This is a genomic window from Sphingorhabdus sp., assembly GCF_044374345.1.
Lineage (GTDB): Bacteria > Pseudomonadota > Alphaproteobacteria > Sphingomonadales > Sphingomonadaceae > Sphingorhabdus_B.
Genome location: NZ_JBILOS010000023.1, coordinates 1 through 26,238, shown reverse-complemented (window position 1 = coordinate 26,238; position 26,238 = coordinate 1). Strand labels below are relative to the sequence as shown.

Here is a 26,238-nt window from a genome sequence, read left to right as displayed (position 1 = left end):
GCACGTCGCCTGATGGGTGTCGAAGTGGGCTACAAATTTTAATCAGACCGACCATACGCTCTAACAAAAGTTGGTAGTTGAATTCCATTCTCGCACTTTGGCTAAGTGCGTGGGACAAAGGTACCGGAAGGATGGCATCGCGAGTAATACTCGTGGTGCCATCTCGCTGTATCTCATGGCATTTTGCTTAGCCGAAACTCCGCAAAATAAATAAGCGGATGTCTTATTGCTCTCGGGGCACTGTTACCCTCCGCACGTCTCTGGAAACCTGAACACCGGAATCACAAGTGGCGGGATCGTTCAATGTGGCGGCTTCCGCCAAAACATTGCACAAAAGCCGCTCTGGGCAAATTGCGTGGAGAATGTTCGGATCGTGTTCGGATTTTCCAAGAGCCAAACAACAATCTGAAATAAAGACAAAATTTCATAGAGCCGAATCTTGCCAAGGTTGGGGTCGAGGGTTCGAATCCCTTCGCCCGCTCCAGTTTTCAATGCTTTAGGCGATAGAGCCTTTGCGGCCCAAATCCCACCCAAGCCGCCTTTGCCCGGAAAGGCTGCTTGCGGAACTGTGATGGCAAAAAGCTGGCTGACTGGAGGATCATTCCATCAAAATGCTAGCCTGATCGCTCTCATGCCATCATCATTGAATGCGAAAAGTAGCGCTTTAAACAACGCGCTGAATGTCGGTATATCGGCCGCTTGTTTGCAAAGTAATGATCACGCGTTGTTTGGACCGATTGCGCCAAAACCATCCATGCGTGCCGTCAAAGGCTGTGACGATACTGCCTTTTTGGCCGACTGACGCTTTGCCTTTGCCATATCCATGATAGAATCCGCGTCGTTTAATGACCGGATCGCCATGCGTGTCGTAATTGACGGCGCCGCCCGATACGCTCCAATTATATGTGATGCTGACACCTTTATTCGCGCGCAATTTAATCTCTGCGGCGTCCCCAGGCTCGAGGGTAATCTCCTTACGGTCCGTTCGATCAGCTACCGCGACAGTAGGATTTGATGTTGCTTCGGCTAATGGAGTATCATTTAACTGAGGTTGAGACGCCACGTCAGCGGCAGCTTCATCGGCAAGTTGCATCTTGATTTCACCCATCTCCGTCAAGCCGAGAATGCGGCCTGCGCCAGTCGGATCAATGCCATATTCCGATGGGAGAACAACGGTCACAAGCAACGCGCCTGCGCCCACCAATGCGATCAGTGTCGATCTTATAAGTTGGCGCGATGTCGGTAGCTCAGATATGTCAGGCAGTTGAGAATTGAACATAAAAATATCCTTAAGCTAAAGCCAGGCCAGTCAGTTGATAGCCCACGAGCATGAACCCAGCCATCATCAGCAATATATTCGCGGCATAAGCATAACGCCCAAAACTGCGTGTCCTTCGCCAAAAACCCATGATGATTAAGATTGCCGAAAGGGCAACCAATTGCCCGATCTCCACCCCGATGTTGAACGCAATGAGGTTGGGCAGCAATCCGTCCTTAGATAGTTCGAATTCTTGGATCTTGGTGGCAAGGCCAAAGCCATGGAAAAGGCCAAACACAAAAGTGGCCAATCTTGTATCAGGTTGCACACCAAACCAGCGCCGGTACGCGCCCAAATTATCAAGCGCTTTGTAGACCACGGATAAGCCAATGATCGCATCAATCATGTACGCGTTGGCACCGACACCGGCTAGCACCCCGAACAGCATTGTGCAGGAGTGGCCAACCGCAAATAATGTAACATACAGTGCGATATCTTTGAGCTTGTAGAGAAAGAAAATGACGCCGCATAAAAACAGCAAATGGTCATAGCCCGTGACCATATGCTTCGCGCCGAGATACATAAACGGCACGAATTGAACCCCGCTTACTTCCTGCACATAGCCTTGGTCCCCCTCGGCAACACCATGGGCAAAAGCATCTGTCGCCCCCAGCATGAAGAACAGAAGAAGGGTACCGAAAAACCAAGCCCATGACGGAGAAAAAAGCCTGATCATTGGAATTTTCACGACGCCGATTCCTGCGCAAATTTAAGACAAGTGGTCAGTGCCACATCAGCACCAACATTTGCTGCCGTCAAAACATTTTGCACCGCGGCTTCAATTGGGCCGGCCAGAATGCGGGGCCGTCGCCGCTAGAATTGCAGCCGTTGGCTGGCCCGATCATGCAGATTCCAATCAGTACAATGGCGCGTCGCGCTTGCCGGACTATGCGCAAATTGAGCTGCCCATAGCAGAGGATTGACAATGTAATGATATTCTATCACATTATTGCTGATTTCTGAGATCTTGGGAGGATACATTCGTGCGTTCTACATCCATTTTGCTGGCTGGTATTTCATGCCTAGCGACCGTTCCCGCTTATGCCGAAGAGGTTGATGACGCTGAAATTACGGTGACAGGCATCCGTCAGGCGTATCGCGGCGATTTTGATCAGAAGGAAATTCCGCAGGCAATTGCAACGATCGACGCAAAGCAGTTGGAGGACAATAATATCCTGCGGCTAACAGATGCTCTCGATCTCAACGCCTCCGTCGCGCGGCAGAATACTTTGGGCGGGTTATGGGACGCGTTCGCCATTCGCGGCTTTGCCGGTGACGAGAATTTACCTAGCGGCTATCTGGTCAACGGCTTTAACGGCGGACGCGGTTTTGGCGGTCAACGCGACGTGGCGGGGATCGAAAGCATTGAGGTTTTGAAAGGCCCTGCCGCTGCACTGTTGGGGCGTGGCGAGCCTGGGGGAACCATCAACATTGTCACCAAACAGCCTGTCTATGGCAACAGCTTCGGATCGGCCGCGTTGCAATATGGCAGCTTTGATCGATTGCGCGCAGAAGCCGATGCCAATGTGGCGATCGGACAGAAGCTCTCTGTCCGCTTGGTCGGATATGCGGAGGGGGCGGAGAGTTTCCGCGACACGATCGAGTCAAATCGCCGCGGCTTTTTGCCCTCTGTTGGCCTTAGGCTCGGCGACCAGACGCGGCTGACCTATGATTTGGAATGGACGCGCGTGGCGGTACCTTTTGACCGGGGCATTGTTGTACTGAACAACAATTTGACGACGGTACCGCGCAGCCGCTACTTGGGCGAGCCAGGCGATGGGGATCATGTAGCGCGCGCAGAAGGCCATCAACTGCGGCTCCAGCATGATTTCAATGACAAATGGAGTGTGCAGCTGGGTGTGAGCCACAGGGACACCTTACTCACCGGGCAATCGTCCGATGCGGAATTGGTCCGTTCTCGTCAGAAGTTGTTCGCCGACAGTCAATCGCTCTCCCGCCAGCGCCGTTCTCGGGTCTATGATTCCGAACATTTTGTCCTACGCGGGGAAGTTTCCGGCGAATTTGCGCTTGGCGGAATGCGGCATCGCATTTTGTTCGGCGCAGACTATGACAAGTTCGAAAATGACCAAGATTTTCGGCGTTTCCGTCCACCGGCAGTTTCGGGGAACCCCTCTGATCTGGCCGCAAACATCATCAACATCCAGAATCCGGTATATGGGCGCTTTCCTTTGCCCACTCCGGCACCACTAACCAATCGGGTAGACATCCAGAAATCGACCGGTTTCTACCTGCAGGACCAGATCAACCTCACCGACAGGCTGCAGGTGCGGATCGGCGCACGCTACGACGACTTCCAGTTGCAAACCAACAATCGCATTACAACTGTGCAGAGTGAGCGGAAGGCAAGTCGCCTCAGTCCGCAAGCGGGTCTTGTTTTCGAAGCCTCTGACGCAATGTCCCTATATGCCGTGTACGGCGAAGGTTTTCGCGCCAATATCGGCACAGATGCCGCCGGCCGGATATTCGATCCCGAAACCAGCCAGTCTATCGAAGCTGGAACAAAGTTGAGCCTTCTAGACGGAAAACTGACGGGAACATTTTCGCTGTATGAGATGACGAAGAGCAATGTTCTGGCAACGGACACTGCCAATCCGGGGTTTCTGGTGACGGTCGGCAAGGCACGAAGCCGCGGTGCGGAGATGGATATCGCCGGGCAAATCACGTCCACGCTTAGTCTATTGTTCAGCTATGCCTATACGGACGCGGAATCCCGCTCGTTGATCCTCGATCCCAATTTCTCGTTCCAGATCCGGCCGGGCGATCCGCTCATCAACATCCCCAAGCATAGCTTGAATGTTCAGCTGACGCAGGAATTTACCTTGGGTTCCATGAATGGACAGATCGGTGCCGGAGTGCAGCATGTTGGTAAGCGTTCAGGCGAAACCGGCACGACATTCAAACTGCCATCGCACAATTTGGTGCGTCTGTTTGGCCAGTTTGAATTGACCGAAGGAGTGGAACTATTCGGTGAAGTGCGCAACCTGTTCAATGCACATTGGTATGCCAACAGCTATGCGTCTTTATGGGTGCAACCCGGAACGCCGAGGGCGGCGTCGATTGGTGTTCGGAGCCGGTTCTGATGACCGTCATTCAAATATCGGAACTGCGTGTTGAACGTGGTGGTAAGACAGTGCTCGATAACCTGTCGCTGTCGGTTGCGACGGGCGAAATCTATGCGCTGCTGGGCGGCAATGGCGCGGGCAAGTCGACGACGCTTTCCACGTTGCTTGGGTTTCTCCAACCGTCATCAGGTTCTGCGATGGTTGCAGGCATAAACCCTGCCCACGAAGAGGAGGCCGCCCGGCACAAGATTGCGTATTTGCCCGAAAATGTGGCGCTATATGAGCATTTAACGGCACGGGAAAATGTTGACTATTTTCTGGCGCTGGCTGGTGAAACGCACAGCAGGGTAGAAATTGAAGCGGCGTTTGATGCGGCAGGCCTGCAAGTCGAAGCCCGCAGCCGAACCCTATCCGGCTTTTCCAAGGGCATGCGACAAAAGGTCGCGATTGCATTGGCGGTCGTGCGCCAAGTGCCAGTGCTGTTGCTGGACGAGCCGACCTCCGGACTTGATCCGCGAGCTACCGCCGACTTCAATGCACTGCTCGCGACTCTCAAAGTGCGAGGCACCGCAATCCTGATGGTTACGCACGATCTGCTTGGGGCAGCCGACTGTGCTGATCGGATCGGCTTTCTCGATTCGGGGCGAATTGTCGAAGAGGTGAGCCGTGCGCAAGGCTATGACGTGATGGCCCTGCACCGCCGCTATGGCGAGGCCGTGTCTGCATGAGCAGCATCCGGTTAATTGCCAGCGACGAATGGCGCCTGCTCCGTCGGAACCGCGTTGCGATGCTTGGGCTGGTCATCCTGATTGCGCTGTCGCTCATCGCCGCGCTGACTTCGATTGCCCAGCGCGACACAAGCGACTCCATCCGCGCCAGATTCCAGCAACAAGCTGATGCGGCCTTTGATGGTGCTCCTGCGCGGCATCCGCACCGCATGGTCCATTACGGCCATTTCGTATTCCGCCCGCTGCCGGTGCTTGCGGCTTTTGATCCCGGCGTGGACGCGTTTACGGGCAATACGATTTATCTGGAGGGCCACCGGCAAAACAGCGCCAATTTCGGTGATGTCCGGCAAAGTTCCTTGCTCGTCCGGTTTGGCCAGCTAACCCCCGCCTTTGTGTTGCAGACACTTGCGCCTTTGATGTTGATCTTCATCGGTTTTGGCGCAGTCGCGCGCGAACGGGAACGCGGTACCATCCGGCAGCTTTTTGCGCATGGCGTTTCGGCACGCAACGTCATTCTCGGCAAGTCACTAGGGCTTGGTCGAATAGCGGCTTTGATGCTCGCCCCCGCTGCCCTTGCGCTTGGCTGGTTAGTGGTGACCCAGGGGGCACCGTTTGCGCCGAGCCTTTTCATATTTTCTGGCTACGCGCTGTATCTTGCGATCTGGGTGTTGTTGATCGTCATTATATCGGCGCTGTCCAGCCATGCGCGAGGGGCGCTTATGACCTTGATAGGGTTATGGGCGTTCGCGGTAATTTTGCTGCCGCGGATCGCGCCCGATCTTGCGGTTGCGGCCAACCCCGCACTCACGCGGTTGGAAACGGATATCGCCGTCCAGAAAGATCTGCGTAACATGGGGGATAGCCATGATCCGGACGATCCCCATTTCACCGCCTTCAAAGCGCGCACGTTACAGCAATATGGCGTTGACAAAGTCGAAGACCTGCCCGTCAATTATCGCGGACTCTTGGCAATGGAGGGCGAAAAGCTGACATCCAGGCTGTTCGATGAATATGCGAACCGCCAATTTTCTGTACATAGGACGCAAAGCCTTCAGTCAGATGTTTTCGGCTTGATAAGCCCGGCCATCGCGTTACGCCGTCTATCCATGTCCGCGTCGGGTACCGATTTGGAAGGACATCGACGGTTCCTAAAACAGGCCGAAGCCTATCGTTTCGCGATCGTCCAGCAGCTGAATGCTTTGCAGACCAAATCCATCACTTATGATGATGACAGTAATCGTAACACAGACCCCGAGGCTGCACGCCGCGTTCGGATCGATCCCGAACATTGGCAAGACGTGCCCGACTTTAGGTATGGTGCGGCATCAACGTCTGAAAAACTGCGGGCCGCGCTGCCGGGCTTATGGATTCTCTTGGGATGGCTTGTTGCTCTCCTGCTTGGCATGCGCTTTGCGGCGCGCCGGCTTGGAGGCGCGGCATGAAGGGGCTGTGGCACCAAGAGGCACATGTGTTCCTTAAGCAAAGGTTGGCACTGCCTGCACTTTTGCTGATGGCAATCCTCTCCATAACCAGCGTCTGGGCAGGCATGGCAGAGATAGCACGTCAAAAGGAGACTATTGCCCGTATCCAACCACAACAGGCCAATGATGTTGCCGCTATTGCTAAATGGGTTTCGAAAGAAGGTGATGCCGGAAACGCCGCTTATTATACCTTCCATGCAACTTGGGATAATCCATCGGCGCTCGCATTCGCCGCGATTGGCCAGCGTGACGTTGCGCCCTATGTCCTTCGCGTGCGCGCACTGGGGTTAGAGGCGCAACTTTATGAGAGTGAGAATTACAATGCCGAGCTCGCGCTACCCGGCCGGTTCGACTGGGCTTTTGTGCTCACATATCTCGCGCCTCTGTTCGTCATCGTTCTTTTGCATGACTTGAAATCAAGCGAGCGCGAGGCAGGACGCTTTAATCTGCTGGCTGCCATGGCACGAAGCGAAACAGGCCTGTGGCGTCGGCGTATTGTTCTGCGCACCGGGCTTTTGTGGTTGGCGCTCGTCATACCACTTGCGGCAGGAGGCTTATTGTCAGGGGCAAAGTTTGGCGGCATCCTGATTTTCTTTACCGTTTCTGCCGCCTATCTGGGTTTTTGGACTGTGCTATGCCTGTTGGTGGACCGCAAAGGCTGGAGCTCGGTTACCAATGCCGCAACGCTCGCCGCAAGCTGGCTGGTGCTCACATTGATCCTGCCCGCTCTGGCGCATCTGGGTATCAACGCAGCCGTCCCTGTACGACAGGGCGTAGAGCTGACGCTTGAACAGCGCGAGAAAATCCATGGCGGTTGGGACCAGCCAAAGGAAGAGACTATGCAGGCCTTTTTCGAAGTTTATCCTGAATGGAGGAACACCAAGCCCGTCGAAGGTGGGTTCCACTGGAAATGGTATTACGCTTTTCAACATTTGGGCGATCTTGCGGCAGCGCCCCAAGCCCAAGCCTATCGAAATGGCCTCGAAGCGCGTGACCAATGGACATCACGGATTGGCTCTCTATTGCCTGCAGTTGGCGTGCAGGTGGTGCTGCACCGTCAAGCGAAGACAGATCTTCGCGCGGGTCTGGCTTATCAGGACCGAATCCGCGCTTATCATGAACGGCTACGGAAATTTTATTATCCCTATCTCTTTAACGAAACGCCATTCCGCGAGGCCGATTTTAGCAAGGCACCGAGGTGGAATTGAACCATAATATTGCACCAAAGCCTTCTGAGCAAATTGCGTGAAGAATGTTCGGCTCGCTCCTAAAAACGGATGAGCGACGATCATCCGTAACGCTTTGGGACTGGCCCGCCAATCCCAACCCCCACTTAAACCGCTTTTGCCTGGGAAGGGCCGTTGGCGTCGAACACCGTTCGCCAGCGCTCCAAATGGAACAGTCTATTGTGGCGGAAAGCCTAATCGGCCCTCGCCGTTGATCAGGTGTCATGGCACCTTCCGACCCAAAACCGGCGTTCATTCATTTGCCAAAAAATGGAGGCTCGGGTCAGAGGAAGCACCTCAAGCTGGCAATTTGACGCTTCGTGTCGGTTAAAAGCCGCCGAGAAGGCGAGCTCTGTTGAATACCGAGGCGCCCTCTGCAGCGCCGTAAACATCTGGGCAATGTAGCCCATCCGGAAAGTGAACATATTCTATATTGCGATAGGAATGGCCGGGCTTAACGCTTACGGACAACCATGGATCGCGCCCGCCAGAAATGACCAGTACCGGAATTTTGAGCGCGCGTAGCATGTCTCCCACCGGCCATGGCTTTGCACGTGCATAAGGCGCGTCGCGCCCGAACGAGGCACGACAATCTGCAAGATGATCAGCGCGTGTTTGCGGAAACAGGCCGCCCGTGAAGAAGGTACCCGTCTGCTCGCACTGCTGATATTTCCAAATATGCCAATTATGATTGCCGGCACGTACTTCAGAGGGTGCAAGATAGGCCTGAGGTCTGCGCCGAACAGTCCAATCGTCAATGCGATCGTTCAGCGTGGATGGATACGCATTCTGGAACTACTAACGCCGTTGATGACCGTTTGATCAGCAGTGATGTCCTGTCGGGTTGCGACGAGCTTGCGCAACAAACAGGTATCAATATTGCTTTCTATCTTGGTCGCGCTGGTATTGATCGTGGAGCGCTGTCTTCAGCAGGCGGGCTTCTTCCGTTTCGAGCCGTTTCGGATTTTCTGGAAGATGTCGCTGAAGCGGAAAACATGCCCGATTTGGGGTTTCGGCTCGGACTTATTCAAAAACCGCTGCAATATGGCATTATCAGTCAATTACCGGCGATAAGTCCTGACATTGGATCCGCATTCGCAAACTTCATTAAATATCAAAAACTTTATAGCCAATCATCACATTGGGAACTGATTGTAGACGATGGCTTTGTATTCATGCGCTGCCATGATGTAGCACAAAGTGCGCGCGCTAATCCTCAGTTGGTGCTTTTATCGGTGACGCTGGCTGTCACGGCAGTGAAAGCCATTACTGGTCAACAATGGCGCCCGACCGGCATTTATTTTGACATGGATTCATTCGCGGCAATCGACGCTATGCGTCGGCATTTTAATTGCCCTGTTTTTTGCGGCATGCTCCATAACCAGATTGCTTTTTCGGAGGACGATCTTTCCAAACCCATTGCAACATCAAATCCTGCGCTGCTCTTTGTTCTGACACAGCATTTCGACCAATTGTTGCAGGCCGTACCAAACCCGAATGACCTAACCAGCCTCGTGTTTCACAATATTCGGTCCAATCTGGGCGATCACCGATGTACGCTGGATTGGACTGCACGCGCCCTGCACATGCACCCGCGCACGATGCAGCGTTTGTTGATCGAAGAAGGCACGAGTTTTCGGGAGCTGTTGCAAAAAGCCAGGGTAGAATTGGCAGACTATCTGTTGCGGCTTACCCGTACGCCGATATCTGACATTTCGTCGCTGCTGGGATATAGTAATGTCAGTGGTTTTTCGCGCGCTTTTGAAAGAATTCGTGGCCATTCCCCTACCCAAGAAAGGCTCATTGCGCGCAAAATGCGTCCCTAACGCCGTGAATTGGGGCTTGCGAAATCCGTTCCCAGGTTGAGTTATTCCATGCCCTAGGCGAGCATAGGCTTCGCAGTACATACATAATGGCGGCTGGATTTGAACGGGCTACCAGCCGTTAGCCCAACTTCTGCCATTGCAAAATATGATGCCGGCTAACGCCATCTTTTGACGCCTCATGTGCTGACAGCGTCAGCCCGCTAGAGCCGTTGAAAACCGCCAATCGGCGTTGATCAGTCCCCGTCATGTCGGGGTTAAGCGACATTGTGACCTGATGCACCACCACTTCGCCATCAATCCGCCAGGGGCCTGCATAGTGAAAATAGCTATCAAAGGCCGCGGCCTTTTGCTCCATCGTCGCGTTGCGGGCATTGGCGATGCCAAATGGTGGCCGCGTTGCCTTTGATATGCTTGCAGTCATTGTCCCATCATCCGCATAGATGATATAGCCGTGTGCGCCTTCACCAAAGGGGCGGGTTACGCCCCCGTCCGAATATTCGATCCGCCAATCGACAAGATGCCAAGCACCAATGAAATCTTTAGGACTATGCGGCATGGGCGTCAGCCTTTCGGGATGTGGGGCGGCGATTTTGGACGATGCGGAAGCGGCTGGCGACAAAGGCAAGATCGGCCAAACACGCATTGCCAGCTGGATTGAGGCCAGTGACGTGATAGTCGCTATAGGCGGCGGCAAAATTGGCCCACATGGCGCCATGCAGGTTAATGGAGAGATTCATGCCACTGCCTTCATAAGCGGTGATCGCATTGTCGATAAATGCATCATCATTGGAATAAAGATAGGATGAGATTGCGCCATGTTCGCGGGCCAGTCGGGTTGCCTCTTCAACCGCTGCATCGCGGTCTGTGGCCGCGATGATGAACATGACTGGGCCAAAATGTTCCTCTGCATAAAGGGCGGCATTGCCCGCAGGCAGCGCGACAATGAGCGGTGTCATCGTCCGCGCCTGGGGATAATCTGGGTGCGGATAGGACGTTGGCGCACGCAATATCCGGGCATCGGGATTCTGTGCTGCACGCTCGGCCAAATTTCGTACAATCTGGCAACTTGGCTCTGCCTGTACTGCACCCATGATTCCCGCCGCGACAGACGGGTTGTCCGCAATCACATCGACGGCAGCGACCAAGGCTGCCGCCACTTCGTCAAAGCTTCGATGGCCATCAGCCGTTTCGATACCGTCCGCAGGGACATAAATATTTTGCGGGCTGGTGCACATTTGTGCCGAAAAAAGGCACGTGGCGCGCGCAATGGCGGTCGCGGTTGCCGCCAAATCGTCGCAGCCCTCGAGCACTACCGAATTAATTCCGGCCGTTTCCGTATAGAGCAGTTTTCCCGTAACGGTGCGTTCCAAATACCCGCCGTAACGCGGACTGCCCGTGAAATCGATAATCTGGACAGCCGGGTCATCAATGAAGCGCTGGGCAATTGGCGCCTCCAACGTGTCAACGGCGAGCGTGACCAAATTGGGATCGCAGCCATAATCTGCAAGGACATTGCGGCATGTCTGAACCACAATCGCCATTGGTAGAATTGCGATCGGATGCGGTTTCACGATGACTGGATTGCCGGTTGCCAAGCTGGCGAACATGGCGGGATAGGCATTCCATGTCGGAAAAGATGCGCAGCAAATGACCAGACCAATTCCGCGCGGAACAAGGCGGAAGCATTTGTCGAGCGACACGTCTTCCTTGCCAAAAGTCCGTTCCCAGCGGACCGCGGGTAGCACATCGCGCATCGCCTTTGCCGCATAAGCCAGCGCCTCTATCCCCCGATCGAGCGCATTGGGACCACTGCCGCTAAACGCCTGCGTATAGCTTTGTCCGGCGACATGCATCACGCTGTGCGCCATTTCGAAATTTCGGGCGTAGAGCCTGTTTGCCATTTCGATGCACAAGGCAATGCGCGCTTCAGGATCAACATGGCGCCATGACGCCATCGCCGCCTGCGCGGCGTCGATCAACGCGGACGGATCGCTGACTGGATAGTCGATGCCCAGCGGTTGCCGGGTGAAAGGCGATATTTCCGCGCCGCAGCGCCCTACAATAGCCGGCTGTTCAAGATTGAAAGGCCGGCCTAATTGCGCATGAAATGCCGCCTTACCGGCCTCGGGCGCACCGGGCGCGTGAAATTTTGCGCTAGGGGAATCGCGAAACGGGCTCCAGCTTTTCCGGCTGCTTACAGCTGCAATCGCAGCCTCGATCATATGCGCGTGACGGGCCGTCAAGTCTTCAAGCGTTTCGGTCATCTTCTCTCTCAGTTCAGTCGTTCGACGATCATCGCTGCACCTACGCCTGATGCGCCGCTGACGACGACAAGGCCCAGCGTTCCATCTGCCTCATCAAGACAATCCAGCAATGTCGATGTCAGGATCGCTCCACTGGCGCCCATGGGATGCCCCTTGGCAATATGGCCGCCGGAAACATTGACTTTAGCGGCGTCGACACGGTCGTCGCGTAGAAATCTGGCGATGGTAACGGCGAAGGATTCCATGAACTCCACCCGATCCATATCGGCCAAAGTTAAACCAGCGCGTGCCAGTGCCTTCTCCATTGCAGCAAAGCCTGCCGTGAGCGATTCTATGGGATCGCCGCCACTTTCGGCAAAGGCCAAAATACGCGCACGTGGTTGCCCCAATTTTGCTTGCCCTACGTACGCAATTGCAGCGCCGTCGCACACTGGAGGGGCATGGCTTAAGGTGTGAAGCGGCTCGAACCGGTCTCCGTTTAGTGCATCCGCATATTGATCTTGTAACGCAGCGAACCCAGGAGCCATCGCAGCAAGCGCCGAAGCGTCTGTCTTTGGACGAATACATTCTTCTGATTGAAGCGTGCCACTTGCAATCCGGGAACGGATTAACGCACTGTTGCTTTCAGCAGCCGCAGCTTTTTGTTGTGAGAGAAGGGCTACGGCATCAAGTTCGGCGCGACTAAAGCCTTCAGCTGCAGCGAGACGGTCCGCCGCGAGCACAACCGGAATATAACGGGTGCGAAATGGAAAACTGGTATCTGTATAATAGCTTGCCTTGTCGCCCATAAAGGGCACGCGGCTCATGCATTCAACACCCCCGGCCAAAACTGAACTCGCCTGTCCGCTGCCGACCATCGCTGCCGCTTGACCAATGGCGGATAGCCCAGATGCACAATAATTATTTATACTATGGGCCGCCGTCGCATCAGGAAGGCCAGCATGTAGCTTCGAAACCAGCGCGATATGCCCGCCCTGATCCCCGATCTGACCAATACATCCCAACAAAAGGGCCTCAGGTGCATGTGCGATATCGCCGCATCGTTCGCCTAGCGCATCAATCTGCTGCTTCACCAGTTCCTGCGGTGTCAGGGCGCTCAGCCCGCCGTCCGGCTTCGCTTTGCCGCGCGGGGTGCGCACAGCGTCGTAAATATAGACTTCGCTCATGTGGTCAGACGCCCACCACAAAGCTTACCGAGGTGGTCGCGCTGCCGCCGACATTAAAGGTCGCGAAATTCTGGGCGCCTTCCACCTGATAGTCACCGGCCTTACCCGTTACCTGCTTAGCGGCGTCGAGCATCATGCGGACACCCGTGGCGCCAACGGGATGGCCTAGCCCAATCAGGCCGCCAGACGGATTGACCGGCAACTTGCCACCCAAGGCAATCGTGCCATCTTCCACCGCGCGCCAGCTTTCGCCCGGCGGGGTAATGCCGAAATGGTCAATCGCCATATATTCGGTAATCGAGAAGCAATCATGCACCTCAACGCCGTCACATGCATAAATATTCGCCATGCCGGCGCGGCTCAATGCATCCATCATCGCCTTACGCACAGTGGGGAAGACATAAGGTTGCCCCCGGCTGTCGCTGACTTTGGTTGCATAGAGCAAAGGCGCGGTTGAATGTCCCCAGCCTTTAAGGCGCGGGATACTCTCTAGCGCGATACCGCGCCGCTTTGCATAGGCTTGCGCGACTGCACGAGAGGCAAGGAAAATGGCGGCGGCTCCGTCGGTCACTTGCCCACAATCGGCCTTGCGCAAGCTGCCTTCGATCGGCGGATTGAGCGCATCATTGTCGGTGAAATGTTCGGGCGTAATGTCCCAATTGCGCGTCTGCGAATTCGGATTTCGCTTGGCATTAGCAAAAGCGATTTCCGAAATGCCACGTAGGTGCGCCCGGTCGAGACCATAGCGCTCTTCATATTCAGCCGCGACATTGGAAAACATATGGGGCCACAAGTAGCGCGCCTCCTGCGCTTCGCGTCCGGCCCACGCGGCAGAGCCCAAATATTCGGCAGCGCGTTGTCCGGGCACGTTGCGCATAAGCTCAATGCCCAGCACCATCGCAAGACCATAGCGCCCCGCCTCAATCTCGGCACTCGCGGCCAGGATCGCGATACTGCCCGAGGCACAGGCCGCTTCATGGCGTGCGGTTGGAATGCCCGCAAGGTCAGGATGGACATGGCCGAAAAACCCACCAAGCTGGCCCTGCCCGGCAAATAGCTCGCCAACGAAATTACCCACATGCGCGGTGTCGACTTCTTTGGGCTCGATTCCGGTTGCCACAAAAGCCGCTTCGGCCACATCGCGGAACAGTTCAAATATCCCACCGCCCTCGCGGTCGATGTTGCGTCCAAAATCGGTCTGCGCGCCGCCCAATATGAAAATTTCTGCCGACATGTCAGTCTCCTTTTTCGATCATGGCGAGCGCCAGTTCACGTACTTCGCTGCGCATCACTTTATTGGTCACATTGCGCGGCAGGCTTTCAAAATGAAACAGGCGTTCGGGCAATTTGAATACCGCCAGATCCTGTTTCTTGAGATAGCTCGTTACGTCATTCAGCGTAACCTCAGCGCCGGGGCGCGGAACCGCAGCGAGCCCGATACGCTCACCCATAACAGGGTCGGGCAATGAAAAAACACATGCTTCCGCAAGGTCGGGGTGCCCGCCCAGCAACTGGTCAATCTCTTCGGGCGAGATATTGACACCGCCACGAATGATCAGGTCCTTGCACCGGCCTGTGAACTTCAAGAAGCGTCCGCCTTGCGCGATTTCGAACAGATCCCCCGTCTTGAACCAGCCATCTTCGGTGAATGCTGCTTGGGTCTGTTCGGGCGCCTTCCAATAGCCTTCGAATACAGTGGGGCCTCTCACCTGCAATTCGCCGGGAATGCCGTCCTCGATAATTACCTTCCCACCCGCTGGCGGCACCAATCGGGATTCCAGTATGCGCTTGGGCATGTCGCCATAAAAGGGCGCGAGCTTGAGGTGGTTGGGGAAATAACTTGCCCGCTCGACTGGATCAGGCACGACATCGGGTGCGGTGATCAACGACATGCCTTCGTTCGATCCAAAGATGTTGATGACCGGCAGATTTAACCGCTCCTGAAATCCTTGCACCATTGCCGGTGCCAGCGGCGCTGACCCTGAACCGATGGTGCGCAGGCTGGACAGGTCAACCTTGGCGAGGAGCGCCTCATTTTGCAGGAGCATGTTGAGGATGGCGGGTGGGGCAATGGTGAAGCTTGGCCGCTCGGCCGCGATCTGACCGAGGTAGATTTGCGGGTCGAACGGGTGATGCAGCACCATTGTGCCGGCGATCCGCAGCCAGCTCATCGTGATTCCGCCAATCGACGCCATGTTAATCAGCGGAAAGGGATTGAGCATGACATCGCCGTCTTGCAGCTGCGAGGTCGTATAGGTTGCGGGGGCGATCCCCACCCAATGGTTGTGGCTGCGCGGCACGCCTTTTGGAATGCCTGTCGTCCCGGATGTCCAGCAGATGGTAAAGACATCATCGGCATCGATTGTGGTTTCGGCGCAATGCGCCGCAAGTAATTCAGGCTGCGCAGGCTGCGCGTCAAGATCGATGCTATCGGCAGGCGCATCGGGGCCAACGGTCATCAGTTTTATGTGATTGCCCAGTAAGGGCCGCACAACAGCAAGATGGTCGTTATGCTGCATCCGCGTACCGCAGATAAAGGCTTTGGGTTCGACAATGCCAAACATCGCCGACAATTCATGCGTGCGATATTGAACCGCGACCGGACTGACGATCGCGCCAATGGTCGCGGCGGCAAAATAGAGTGAAACGAATTCGCTGATATTGGGCAGTTGAATGACAATCACATCATCCTTGCCAATGCCCGCGGCGACCAGCGCCCCTGCATAGCGCTCCACTTCGGCCCGCATTTCGGCATAGGTCAGGCGGCGCGGAGCACCGAAAGCAAAATCCCCCCGATTGGGCGCGTCAATCAACGCCATCCGTTCCGGATATTTTGTGCAATTGGCAAAGAATAGATCGGCAAGGGTTTGGTCACCCCACCAGCCTTCTTCTCTATATTTCTGCCGCTTTTCTTCTCCCGCGACAATCATGTCAGCCCGCCAACACGCTATTCGGACCCATGCCGATGTCATTGCCATTCGCCCAAACTGAATGCGTCCCTGAACAAAAGCGTTCGGGTAGAATGATCCGGCATACGGGGCCCGCGCTAAAATTTTTCGCGTCAATCAACACGCATTCGGAACGGTCATTTTTGACGTCGGCGATGAAGGAGACGAGGTAGCCATCATCTTCATCCTTGGCATTGATACGCGGTGCAAAGGGGCTTTCGCTGCCATAGCGGTCGGGCCCAAAACAAATCTCTTCGCTTGTCCCTGTTTCCAGATCATGCTTCACAAGACCTGTGAACAAGAACCAATAGGGTTCTGGTACCGCCGAATACGCATAACGATATTTGCGCCCTGCATATTTCTGGTTGATCATACCGAATTCGAGTATGCGGTCGTCGAGGCGCTCCTCAATCGTTGCCCCAGTTTTCAAGTTAAAGCGCCAGCGATGCAGCTTGGGTTTCATCAGCCCTTGTGACAGATAGGCCATCATGCGCTCTAAACCGTCGGGCGCGTCAGGATGGGATTTAGGCTGCGGCTCTTCCTGATAATAGCCGTCGAGGATGATCTCGTCCCCTTCTTCCCACGCGTTTAGCCAATGGAGCGTGTACGTCGGCTCCGCTTCGAACCAACGAATATCTTCCGGCTGGCCCATGCGCGGGATGATGCCAAAGCGCGTTTTCTCATCGGGATGAAACTGCACAACGTGCAGGTTGCGCTGCAACAATTCGGGATCCCAATAGAGCGGCATGTCGTTGACGATGGCATAATTTTTGGTGAAAGCCATATCATGCGGAAGGCGCGGCCCGGCGAGTGGAACAGGGATATAGTGCTTTAACTTATTGTCTGCGCCAACAACGCCATAATGCATAAAGGGCGCGTGTTTGGAATAATTGAAGAACATCAGTTCGCCGGTCGCTTCATCCACTTTTGTGTGCGCCGACACGCCGTCAAGCGGCACCCAACCCTCGGTACCGAACTGCTCCAGCGTAAAGGGATCTAAGCGATAGCCTTCGCCGCATTGGTAAAAAGTCGAGAGGATCTTGCCAGCGTGTACCACGACATCGGTTGAGGAAGAGTCTTTCAACCATTCCTGCGCACCCCAGCCGGGGCGGGTCGATTTGTGCGGCGGTTCCATGAGCCCCGCCCACAAGGCCTTGCCGGCTTCTTGTTCTGCCTGAAAGCCCTTGGTGCGGACAAAGCGGCTGCGATAGCTTGCGCGGCCACCTTTGAAACTGATCGCATGAATGAAGCCATCACCATCAAAAGGATGATAGCGACCAATGGGTTCGTGCACGGGAACCTCGCCCGTCCGAACATACACCCCGTCAATGTCGTCAGGAATAGTACCGATGACTTCGGCGTCGCCATTGGCAAAAATGGCGTTCCATTCATTGAAGGTCGGCGTCCATGCCCCTTGCATATAAGGGTGGTCAGTAGATTTCAGTGTCGAGCGTACTGTACCAACAAGTTCGATTGTCATCACTTCACTCCGTAGTAAAAAAGCGCGGCAAATTGCATGCCGCATCATATTCTTGTTTCAGCCGCGCGACGATCTGCGCGATTGGTTCAACGGCCTTTACCGCGCCGACGCCTTGTCCGGCGGACCAGACATTCTTCCATGCCTTTGCATCATCTTGTGCATTTTCAAAATTGGGCTTTTTGTCTTTAGGCATATCATTGGGGTCATAGCCAGCGGCAACCAGACTTTGTCGCAGCCAGTTGGCCGTAATCCCGGTAATGCCATTTGATGGCACAATATCCTCTGCGCCTGCGCCCACGACCATGTCCTTATAGGCTGCATCCGCCATGCTTTCGGCACAGGCGATTAAGGCGGTGCCGACATAAGCGAGGTCCGCACCAAGAATCTCCGCAGCACGGATTGCGTGCCCGGTTGAAATGGCACCGCCCAGCACAATCGGGCCATCCCAAAACTGCCGCACTTCTTCGACAAAGGCAAAGCCGGCTGTTTGCCCGGTATGGCCGCCGGCGCCAGAGGCGACCAGTACTAAGCCATCTACGCCAGTTGCAGCCGCCTTGCGGGCAAAGCCTACCGAGTTGACATCGGCAAATACCAACCCGCCATAGCTATGGACGGCATCGACGACACGGGCCGGGTTTCCAAGCGCGGTAATCACGAGCGGCGGTTTGTAACGCAGAACAGATTCCAGGTCAGCGGGCAGACGCTCGTTGGACGGGTGCACCACCAAATTTGCCGCCCAAGCGGCCGCCCGTGGATCAGATGCCAGTGCTTCGGTTATCTGCCGCATCCAACCGTCAAGGATCTCCGGCGTACGCGCATTGGGCGTTGGAAAACTTCCAATCATTCCTGCTCTGGCTTGGGCGATCACCATCTCTGGCCCCGAAATCAGGAACATGGGCGCACCGATTGCCGGCAGCGAGAGATTTCGCAACAGTTGCGCGGAAAGGGGCATTGGAAGTCTCGTCCTCCATTTCGACAAAGTGTAACTTGCATAAAGAAACTAGTTTGTATAGTCATACTTTCATGACATGTCCTTGTAGGCAGTGAGGGAGTTGCCGCTACGTAAGGGCATAGATTTTAGGGGAGAATGAAATGAAAAAATCCGTATTAGCTATTTTGACCACCACCATGTTGGTCACACCGTCATTTGCCTGGGCACAGGATGCTGCGGACGAAGATCGCGGCGGCCTTGAAGAGATTATTGTCACCGCGCAGAAGCGCGAAGAGGGTTTGTCACGCGTACCGATTTCGATTTCTGCGGTATCGGGTGAATCGATTTCCGAAACGGGGACGGCCAATCTTGAGCAGCTATCGTCCAGCGTACCAAATCTGCGTATCACGCAGACGGGCATTGCTAACCGGATTGTAATCCGGGGCGTATCGTCGGGCGACAATAAGGGATTTGAACAATCGGCAGCGATGTTTGTCGACGGCATTTATTATGGCCGCGATCAACTGGTGCGCATGCCGATTGTTGATGTCGCGCGCGTCGAAGTGCTGCGTGGACCGCAGCCTACTTTGTTCGGCAAGAATGCGATTGCGGGCGCAATCAGCATCATAAACAACAAACCGAGCGATGACTTTGGGGGTTCGTTGACCGGTTCTTATGAATTCAACCATAAAGAAACACAGCTAACGGGCATTATCAATGCGCCGATTGGCGAGATGGCTGCGGTTAGATTGGTTGGCTATTACCGCAAGCAAGACGGGTATATCTTTAATACACCCAAAATCGCGATGAGCCGAATGTGGATACCAAGTTCTTCCGCGGCACGTTCAGCTTGGGCAAGGATGGCCCAGTTACGGCGTCGCTGAAAATCGAACATGCTGATTTCGCCGTTTTAGGTCAGGCACGTGAGAACTTACTGCCGCGCGGAACCTACAGCGCGTCGCCCTTTTTCACGACTATTGATACCACTCTCGATGGCCGGTCACAGAGCGGAGTTTTTGATAGCCGGACCAAGATCCTAAATTCGACACTCGATATCGATATTGAAGCAGGCGCACACACCGTCAATTTGATCTCTGGTTTTGCACATTATAAGTCGAACGAAATATTGGATGTTGATTATACAGCTCTGCCAATGCTTGACGGCACCAACCAAGGCGAAACCTATGACCAATTGTCGCAGGAAATCCGGCTAACATCGCCCGGTGATGGGCCGTTCACTTATTTGGCCGGCGTCTATTTTCAGACGTCTAAGCTAAAGGCGCGCGATACCGTTGTATTTGGTGACTTTTTCAAGACACTGGCAGGTCCGTTTGCGGGTTTCCGACCGCTGGGCGATTCGCGAAGTGACCGGCAGTTCCTGCAGAATTCCGATTTATGGTCGGGTTTCGCGCAAGGCACCTATGCGATTACCGATCAGTTGCGGGTAACCGCAGGTGTGCGCTACAGCAACGAAAAGAAGTCGGGCAATCGTGATCTTGTGATCTCAGCTGGGCCAACCAATTTGACCCCGATCAACATCGTGCGGGCAGTTTGGGGCGCAGTGCGCGTGGTTAATCATTCGATCAGCGGCGAATTCTCCGAAAATGTGACGACGCCAATGGCGAATATTCAATATGACATCACGCCTGAACTGATGGCATATGCGTCCTACGCCAAGGGCGCAAAGGCGGGCGGGTTCGATATCCGCTCTAACTCGTTGCCGACCACCCCCGGTTTTCCCGGCGCATTCCAGTTCCGGCCGGAAAAGGCGGACAATTACGAAACTGGTCTGAAATATAAGAGCCGGAACCTCAGCTTTGCGGTCAATTATTACAACACCACCTATAAGGATCTGCAAACATTGACCTTTGACGGGGGCATTGGTTTCAACGTTGACAATGCTTCGGCTGCCAAGGTGAGCGGTGTGGAAGCTGAAGGTCGGGTGGCTATTGGGGATCATCTCCAACTCAGCGGCGCAGTCGGCTATTTGGATTTCAAATATACAGACTTTCTGCGTGGACAATGCCCCTTCGGCCTAGCGCCGAATGTCCAGCCGGGCAATTTTTGTAACTATAGCGGCGCGCGCGCAACCATGGCACCGAAATGGACCGGCAATGTGGCCGCCGATTTCAACTATCCTGTAGGCGATAATCTGCAGATCGTGTTCAACGTCAATGCCGACTTCTCGAGCCGCTATCAGACAAGCGCCAACGTCCTTGACAGCTCGACCTATCAGCAGGGCTATTCTAAATTAGGCGCGCGTCTATCTTTGGGTACAATTGACGATGGCTGGGAATTAGCGCTAGTTGGCCGCAACCTGACGAACGAGCGGATCATTCTGACTGCAGGCTCTTTACCCTTAGCGACGACACTGACCGGCAATACCGGTGTTGCAAATACCGGTATTTTTGATCGGCCACGTAACGTCGCACTTCAGGCGAGCATGAAGTTCTGAAGATGAAGGCTATCCGCATAAAGCGGGCCTTAACAGCTGCCCTGCTGCTCACCTGCACTCCGGTGCAGGCGCAGCAGGCGCCAGCCAGCCCAGCAGAAAGTGATCCGGTCCAGATGGGCTGGATGCAGGGCAGTCCGCCGCCCCCAGAAAAGCGCGTGCTTTTTTCCGACGGCGGTTTCTATACATTTCCGAAAACCCGCTGGTCTTTTGCCCATTATCGGGACTTGATGCCAACATCGCGCATTTCGCGGGGCAATGGTCCCGTGTCTGTAATGCCGCTGGCGCTTAGGAAAGACCTTGACGCCGTCACTTTCACACCCACTGGCCGCAGCGAAAAGATGACCTGGGCACAGGCGTTTGAGGCGGTGTATGGCGATGCCGTATTGATCCTGCATAAGGGCCGCATTGTGTATGAACGCTATAATGGTGTCATGAACGCGGATCAGCCACATATCGCATTTTCGGTTACCAAAAGCTATTTTGGCACAGTTGCCGAGATGCTGATTGCGCAAGGTAAGTTAGACGAAAATGCATTGGTGTCGCGCTACATTCCGGAATTAAAAGCGAGCGGCTTTGGTGATGCGACGGTGCGCCAGATACTCGATATGACAACGGGGCTTTCTTACTCTGAAGACTATACCGATCCACAGGCCGATGTTGTGCGCTTTGGCGTATCGGTAGGTATGTTGCCTGCTCCACCAAATTATACGGGGCCGCGCGCAGCCTATGACTATCTGCCGAGCATTGCCAAGCAGGGGACGCATGGCGAAGCCTTTACCTATAAGTCAGTGAATACCGAAGTGGTCGGCTGGCTGATCGCAAGGGTTACGGGAAAGCGCCCGCATGAGGCGTTGAGCGAGCATATTTGGTCAAAGCTCGGCGCAGAACATGATGCCCATATTGTCGTTGATAGCGCAGGTTATCCATTTACCGCAGGTGGCTTGAACCTAACCTTGCGCGATATGGCGCGTTTCGGCGAGATGATGCGCTTGAATGGACGGTTTAATGGCCAGCAGATCGTCCCGACATCTGTGGTTGCTAAAATCCGTGCTGGCGGCAGCAAAAGTGCGTTTGCAAAGGCCGGATATACAGCGCTGACGGGGGGAAGTTATAAAAGCCAATGGTGGATAAACCATAATAGCCATAATGCGTTTAACGCGCGCGGTATCCATGGCCAGACCATCTATGTCGATCCGGTGGCCGAAATGGTGATTGTCCGCTTTGCTTCTAACCCGCAAGCGTCTAATGTCGCTTTCGATGATATATCCCTACCAGCCTATCAGGCGATTGCCGAGAGGCTGTTGGACGCCCAGTGAAGCATGAAACAATCCGGGCCTGCTCCATCTGGCGCGCGCTGGAGGTAGTCGGCGACGTGCCTGTTCTGTTGATTATGGAACAGGCATTTCTTGGACGGCGTCGCTTTGATGACTTTGTCGTGCAAACGGGTGTGGCCCGTTCTGTTATCAGCAACCGCTTGGGAAAGCTGGTCGAGGCGGGAATTTTTGTCAAATTGCGAGAGCGTGGAGCGGGTTACCGGCTGACGGAAAAAGGACGGGACCTGTTTCCAGCAGCATTAATGGTTCAGCGTTGGCAGCATATTTGGGCATCGGGTGAGCGTGATATGCATGTTACCCTTAGCCATCGGGACTGCGGCCACGTCATGCACCCCTTGGCCGTTTGCAATAGCTGCAGCGTGGAAATTGATCCGCGAATGGTCGGTTGGGAAGCTGGCCCCGGCCTGAGCGAGGTTACCCCGACATATGGGCGTCGGCGTAAGCAGTCGGCTGCGGCTACGGTCAAACGTAGCAACAAAACTATGACCGATTCCGTTATTGAGCTGTTCGGTGACCGTTGGTCAACTTTGGTAATACGGGCCTGTTTTACGGGTATCAGTCGGTTTGACGACATTCAACGCGACGCACGGATGGCGACAAATATTTTGTCTGACCGGCTCGAACGTTTGCAAAATCAGGGTATCGTAAAAGCTTGGCCCTATTCGTCGCATCAGGACCGGTTTGAATATCGCCTGACAGCAAAAGGGCGCGATGTTTACCCGGTATTGCTGGCATTATTACACTGGGGTGATCGCTGGTACGCCGACCAAAAAGGGCCGCCACTGCTTCTGACGCATAAATCATGTACACATGATTTATCCCTTCGGCCTGTCTGCAGCGCGTGCGGCGGCACATTGCATATCGAAAATATTCTATTTGAAGCGAAGCGGTAAATGCCAGTCCATGTCTGGCCCCCTATCGCATTCAGTTCTTTAATGGACGTCATCTGTGGGTAGCAGCCCATCATTTTTCGGAGCTTTACATGTGGACATCTAATCGTCGGCACGCACTCATGGCATTAGCATCGTTACCGCTTGTCACAGCCGCAACAGCTGGACGTAAAGTTACGATATTTGAAGCCGCTCGGATCATTACGATGGAACCGGCTTTACCCAGCGCGCGCTTTGTTGCCGTGTCCGACGGCATCATCCTTGGACACGCGGTCGGGACGTAGAGGTTGACCGTCGCTTCGCCGGCAAGGTGCTAATGCCCGGTTTTGTCGATCCGCATGTGCATCCTATGCAAGCATCTGTCATGCTCAACTTGCCGTTTGTTGCGCCGGACGACTGGACACTGCCGTCCGGTACCTATCCCGGCGCACGAACGCCCGAGGCATGGCGCGCGGGCCTGAAGCGGGAACTGGCACGATCAACAGATAGCCCCTTCATTTGCCGCGAAAAGTTCGGTTGGGCGCTTTACCGTTTTGGCCATCGGCTTGACACTTGCGGCCCTCTTCCTCTTACCCTTCCCGCTCGTCACTTCCGTTCCATTGGTCGGACTGTTGCTGTTCGCGACCAGTTTTGGCAAAGGCCTTTTTGACGGTTGCATCTACGCCGCGATGCATGATGTGATGCCCGCCGAAGCGCGCGCCACGGCCGCAGGGCTTATGACCATGCTTGGCTTTATCGGTGCCGGGATAACCACCGTTCTTCTCCCCATCCTTGCAGTGCACACAGGTCTTGCTGCTGGTTTTGCAATGATGGCGGGACTTTATCTGTTAGCGGTGTTTGCGTTACTGCTGGCTCGGCCGATGGTTGCGCGTGTTATTGCCAAGCAGGAAAGTGGACTTACAAATGCCTAATAAACGCCTGGTTGGCGGAATTGAACTTGGTGGTACGAAATCCATAGTTGCTATTGGCTATGATGATGGCACGATATTGGAGCAGACCAGCTTACCGACCATCGTTCCTGAATTGCTTATTCCGCAAATCGCCGAATTCTTGCGGTCGCATCGCGACGGGCTCGGGCAGATTGAAGCGCTGGGCGTCGGTGCCTTTGGCCCAATTATAGTTGCCCCAAAGGCAAAGAATTATGGCAGGTTGCTGCAGACCAACAAATCGGGATGGAGTAATTTTGATCTTGCTACGGCTCTAAGTTCAGCCATTGGACTTACCCCTAATATTGTAACCGATGTCGCATCCGCTGGTATAGCCGAGGCTGCTTTGGGGGCATTAAGAGGCTATGATCTTGGCATATACCTAACGGTCGGAACCGGCATCGGGGGAGCGATCCTCTGCCATGGCAAACCGCTTCCCGCGCTGCTGCATCCAGAGATCGGCCATATCGCGTTGCAAAGACATCACAATGATGTCGCTCCCTCATGCTGCCGTTTCCACACGAGTTGCGCAGAGGGTCTCGCCGCTGGTCCAGCAATATTGGCGCGCTTCGGGCAGCCACTCAGTCACTTTTCCGTTGGCAGTGCAGAGCATAACTTGATTGCCGACTATTTAGGACAGCTTTGCGCGAACCTTGTACTCACCTTGTCGCCCCAACGCATCGTTCTGGGCGGCGGCGTGTGCAAAACCCCCGGCTTGATTGAAGCTACCCGCGCTGCAATGTTGAACCATCTGGGTGATTATGCACCTGAGGACGTTGAATCCGAATATTTTGTTTGCGAACCAACCCTTGGGCAGGACGCGGGCATCGTCGGTGCCTTGTGCCTTGCGGAGCTTGAAAAGCCATCGCCAGTCATTGCCTTACGGCGTGCTTAAGTTAGGCGTTTTTGGCCTGACCCTAATTTTGGCGACTTAACTGCCGCGCACCCATGTGCTGCGTGCAAGACGGTATACCAATCCGGCCAGCCCGCCATAATTGGCGCGGTGGTAAGCCGAATCGGGCGCCAATTGTGCGGTCAGGCGTTTGTGCGCCGTCCCAAGGGCATGATAAGGCACGCTGGGCAGCAAGTGATGTAATGCGTGGTAACGCAGCCCCACAGGTGCCCAGATCTCTGCCAGCAGGCCGGGGGGCGGGACATTGACGCTGTCGAGGAACTGGGCGGTCACACTCAGCGGTTCACCATCATTTTCCCATAAATGCGCAACAAGCGTGCGGACTTGGTTGAGTACGGCGACGCTTGCGACGATGGCAAGGAAGATCAGGAAAGACTGGAGCGGGATGAAGCCTGTGAATACGCCGGTCAGCAGCGCAATCGACCAGATGCTGGCGGCGGTTTCCTGCACGATCCAGTTGCGATGTGCCTCGCCCTCGGCGGGTCTGCGCCGGAATGCAGGGTTGATCGCAAGACCCGAATAACGTTCGACTACGACCTTGCGCAACGCAGGGATAAACAGCGACAGCGGCGCAAGCACGGCGTTGCGGAACAGCAAAGCAATGGGCGCCAGCAACGAAACGATAATGAACACCGGCAGCGTCCATGGCTTCATCAGCGCCAAGGGCAGATATTCGGGATCTTGATCGGTGCCATAACGCGTGCGCGCGTGGTGCAGGTTGTGGATGCCTTCATACATATAAGACGGCACGAGCAGCGGCACACCAATCACGGCGTTAAAGCCAAAGCGGAAACCGGGAAGCGCGGAATGCTTCACATGCGTCACTTCGTGAATGAAGCCGCCGGCGCGATATAGGCCAAGGATAGAGACCAAAGCCGCAACGCACTGAATCCACAGAGTTCCAGACATGATAGCCACCGCCAGCCCGGCATAGCCGAGCAGCGCCGACAAAAGGAAATCCGACCAGAAAATGCGCGGGTTCGGCGCGGCAAGATCCCGCGTGAGTTCGGCAACCGCGCGCAACATAGCTTTGTCATCAGGAACCTGTTTAAGACGCGCTGCACGGCCGACGAGATCACCGCCTAAAACGGCGCCGTCTACCTGCGTGTGCGGGGTCAGTAACATTTCACTCATGCGCGTATCAATCTGCCTGTCGGACCTGTTTGACCCTACATAGGCATTAGTCGTGGCGATAAAATGGCAGAATATATGAATTATGGCCGCTTTCTTTCGGCGCGTTAAGCCTAACATGTGCACAGGCTTGCCAGC

At 54.9% G+C, this 26,238-nt stretch carries 22 protein-coding genes; 12 read left to right on the top strand and 10 right to left on the bottom strand.

Features of this window, described 5'->3' with window-relative positions:
* Nucleotides 1-664 precede the first annotated feature (664 nt).
* Nucleotides 665-1,279 carry a transmembrane anchor protein gene (locus ACIQ5B_RS03955; protein ID WP_397597888.1) on the bottom strand — a complete coding sequence of 205 codons (615 nt, stop codon included), beginning with the start codon at nt 1,277-1,279 and terminating at the stop codon, nt 665-667.
* 10 nt (nt 1,280-1,289) lie between these two features.
* A complete protein-coding gene (locus ACIQ5B_RS03950) occupies nt 1,290-1,934 on the bottom strand; it encodes a HupE/UreJ family protein (protein ID WP_397597887.1) in 645 nt (214 codons plus the stop codon).
* Between the two features lie 367 nt (nt 1,935-2,301).
* Between ACIQ5B_RS03950 and ACIQ5B_RS03945 the strand changes: the two genes are divergently transcribed.
* From ACIQ5B_RS03945 to ACIQ5B_RS03925, 5 genes are all read left to right on the top strand, one after another.
* Nucleotides 2,302-4,419 (top strand): TonB-dependent siderophore receptor, encoded by a 2,118-nt coding sequence (locus tag ACIQ5B_RS03945; RefSeq protein ID WP_397597886.1) that lies wholly within the window; start codon nt 2,302-2,304, stop codon nt 4,417-4,419.
* Nucleotides 4,419-5,129: an ABC transporter ATP-binding protein gene (locus ACIQ5B_RS03940; RefSeq protein ID WP_397597892.1), complete on the top strand. Its 711-nt coding sequence runs from the start codon at nt 4,419-4,421 to the stop codon at nt 5,127-5,129. Before ACIQ5B_RS03945 ends, ACIQ5B_RS03940 begins: the two co-directional genes overlap by 1 nt.
* Nucleotides 5,126-6,571, top strand: a complete 1,446-nt coding sequence (locus ACIQ5B_RS03935) for a DUF3526 domain-containing protein (RefSeq protein ID WP_397597885.1) — start codon at nt 5,126-5,128, stop codon at nt 6,569-6,571. Before ACIQ5B_RS03940 ends, ACIQ5B_RS03935 begins: the two co-directional genes overlap by 4 nt.
* Nucleotides 6,568-7,818: a DUF3526 domain-containing protein gene (locus ACIQ5B_RS03930; RefSeq protein WP_397597884.1), complete on the top strand. Its 1,251-nt coding sequence runs from the start codon at nt 6,568-6,570 to the stop codon at nt 7,816-7,818. Before ACIQ5B_RS03935 ends, ACIQ5B_RS03930 begins: the two co-directional genes overlap by 4 nt.
* A gap of 794 nt (nt 7,819-8,612) precedes the next feature.
* Nucleotides 8,613-9,662: an AraC family transcriptional regulator ligand-binding domain-containing protein gene (locus ACIQ5B_RS03925; protein ID WP_397597883.1), complete on the top strand. Its 1,050-nt coding sequence runs from the start codon at nt 8,613-8,615 to the stop codon at nt 9,660-9,662.
* A gap of 118 nt (nt 9,663-9,780) precedes the next feature.
* Here the strand turns inward: ACIQ5B_RS03925 and ACIQ5B_RS03920 are convergent, their stop codons facing one another.
* Genes ACIQ5B_RS03920 through ACIQ5B_RS03890 form a run of 7 tightly spaced genes read right to left on the bottom strand, consistent with a single transcriptional unit; the run spans nt 9,781 to nt 18,472 of the window.
* Complete coding sequence (locus ACIQ5B_RS03920) at nt 9,781-10,218, bottom strand: lipocalin-like domain-containing protein (RefSeq protein WP_397597882.1); 438 nt, start codon at nt 10,216-10,218, stop codon at nt 9,781-9,783.
* On the bottom strand, nt 10,208-11,926 hold the full coding sequence (paaN, locus tag ACIQ5B_RS03915; protein ID WP_397597881.1) for a phenylacetic acid degradation protein PaaN: 1,719 nt from the start codon (nt 11,924-11,926) through the stop codon (nt 10,208-10,210). The genes ACIQ5B_RS03920 and paaN overlap by 11 nt, the downstream gene beginning before the upstream one ends.
* 8 nt (nt 11,927-11,934) lie before the next feature.
* On the bottom strand, nt 11,935-13,092 hold the full coding sequence (locus ACIQ5B_RS03910) for an acetyl-CoA C-acyltransferase (RefSeq protein WP_397597880.1): 1,158 nt from the start codon (nt 13,090-13,092) through the stop codon (nt 11,935-11,937).
* Between the two features lie 4 nt (nt 13,093-13,096).
* Nucleotides 13,097-14,326 (bottom strand): acetyl-CoA acetyltransferase, encoded by a 1,230-nt coding sequence (locus tag ACIQ5B_RS03905; protein ID WP_397597879.1) that lies wholly within the window; start codon nt 14,324-14,326, stop codon nt 13,097-13,099.
* Between the two features lies 1 nt (nt 14,327).
* Complete coding sequence (locus tag ACIQ5B_RS03900; RefSeq protein WP_397597878.1) at nt 14,328-16,022, bottom strand: class I adenylate-forming enzyme family protein; 1,695 nt, start codon at nt 16,020-16,022, stop codon at nt 14,328-14,330.
* A gap of 1 nt (nt 16,023) precedes the next feature.
* Nucleotides 16,024-17,520, bottom strand: coding sequence for a carotenoid oxygenase family protein (locus ACIQ5B_RS03895; protein WP_397597891.1), 1,497 nt, complete (start codon nt 17,518-17,520; stop codon nt 16,024-16,026).
* A 4-nt stretch (nt 17,521-17,524) separates the two neighbouring features.
* Entirely contained in the window at nt 17,525-18,472 is a 948-nt protein-coding gene (locus tag ACIQ5B_RS03890; RefSeq protein ID WP_397597877.1) for an NAD(P)H-dependent flavin oxidoreductase, read from the bottom strand.
* Nucleotides 18,473-18,612: 140 nt separating this feature from the next.
* Between ACIQ5B_RS03890 and ACIQ5B_RS03885 the strand changes: the two genes are divergently transcribed.
* The 7 genes from ACIQ5B_RS03885 to ACIQ5B_RS03855 all read left to right on the top strand — a co-directional run bounded on the left by ACIQ5B_RS03885 (nt 18,613) and on the right by ACIQ5B_RS03855 (nt 24,951).
* Nucleotides 18,613-19,335 (top strand): TonB-dependent receptor, encoded by a 723-nt coding sequence (locus ACIQ5B_RS03885; protein WP_397597876.1) that lies wholly within the window; start codon nt 18,613-18,615, stop codon nt 19,333-19,335.
* Entirely contained in the window at nt 19,269-20,906 is a 1,638-nt protein-coding gene (locus ACIQ5B_RS03880) for a TonB-dependent receptor (protein WP_397597875.1), read from the top strand. Before ACIQ5B_RS03885 ends, ACIQ5B_RS03880 begins: the two co-directional genes overlap by 67 nt.
* 2 nt (nt 20,907-20,908) lie before the next feature.
* Nucleotides 20,909-22,222 carry a serine hydrolase domain-containing protein gene (locus ACIQ5B_RS03875; RefSeq protein ID WP_397597874.1) on the top strand — a complete coding sequence of 438 codons (1,314 nt, stop codon included), beginning with the start codon at nt 20,909-20,911 and terminating at the stop codon, nt 22,220-22,222.
* Entirely contained in the window at nt 22,219-23,133 is a 915-nt protein-coding gene (locus tag ACIQ5B_RS03870; RefSeq protein ID WP_397597873.1) for a winged helix-turn-helix transcriptional regulator, read from the top strand. The genes ACIQ5B_RS03875 and ACIQ5B_RS03870 overlap by 4 nt, the downstream gene beginning before the upstream one ends.
* Before the next feature lie 119 nt (nt 23,134-23,252).
* Nucleotides 23,253-23,414 carry a hypothetical protein gene (locus ACIQ5B_RS03865; protein WP_397597872.1) on the top strand — a complete coding sequence of 54 codons (162 nt, stop codon included), beginning with the start codon at nt 23,253-23,255 and terminating at the stop codon, nt 23,412-23,414.
* A gap of 201 nt (nt 23,415-23,615) precedes the next feature.
* Nucleotides 23,616-24,041 (top strand): MFS transporter, encoded by a 426-nt coding sequence (locus ACIQ5B_RS03860; protein ID WP_397597890.1) that lies wholly within the window; start codon nt 23,616-23,618, stop codon nt 24,039-24,041.
* Complete coding sequence (locus tag ACIQ5B_RS03855; RefSeq protein ID WP_397597871.1) at nt 24,034-24,951, top strand: ROK family protein; 918 nt, start codon at nt 24,034-24,036, stop codon at nt 24,949-24,951. The genes ACIQ5B_RS03860 and ACIQ5B_RS03855 overlap by 8 nt, the downstream gene beginning before the upstream one ends.
* Before the next feature lie 36 nt (nt 24,952-24,987).
* Here the strand turns inward: ACIQ5B_RS03855 and ACIQ5B_RS03850 are convergent, their stop codons facing one another.
* Complete coding sequence (locus ACIQ5B_RS03850) at nt 24,988-26,094, bottom strand: fatty acid desaturase family protein (protein WP_397597889.1); 1,107 nt, start codon at nt 26,092-26,094, stop codon at nt 24,988-24,990.
* Nucleotides 26,095-26,238: the final 144 nt, after the last annotated feature.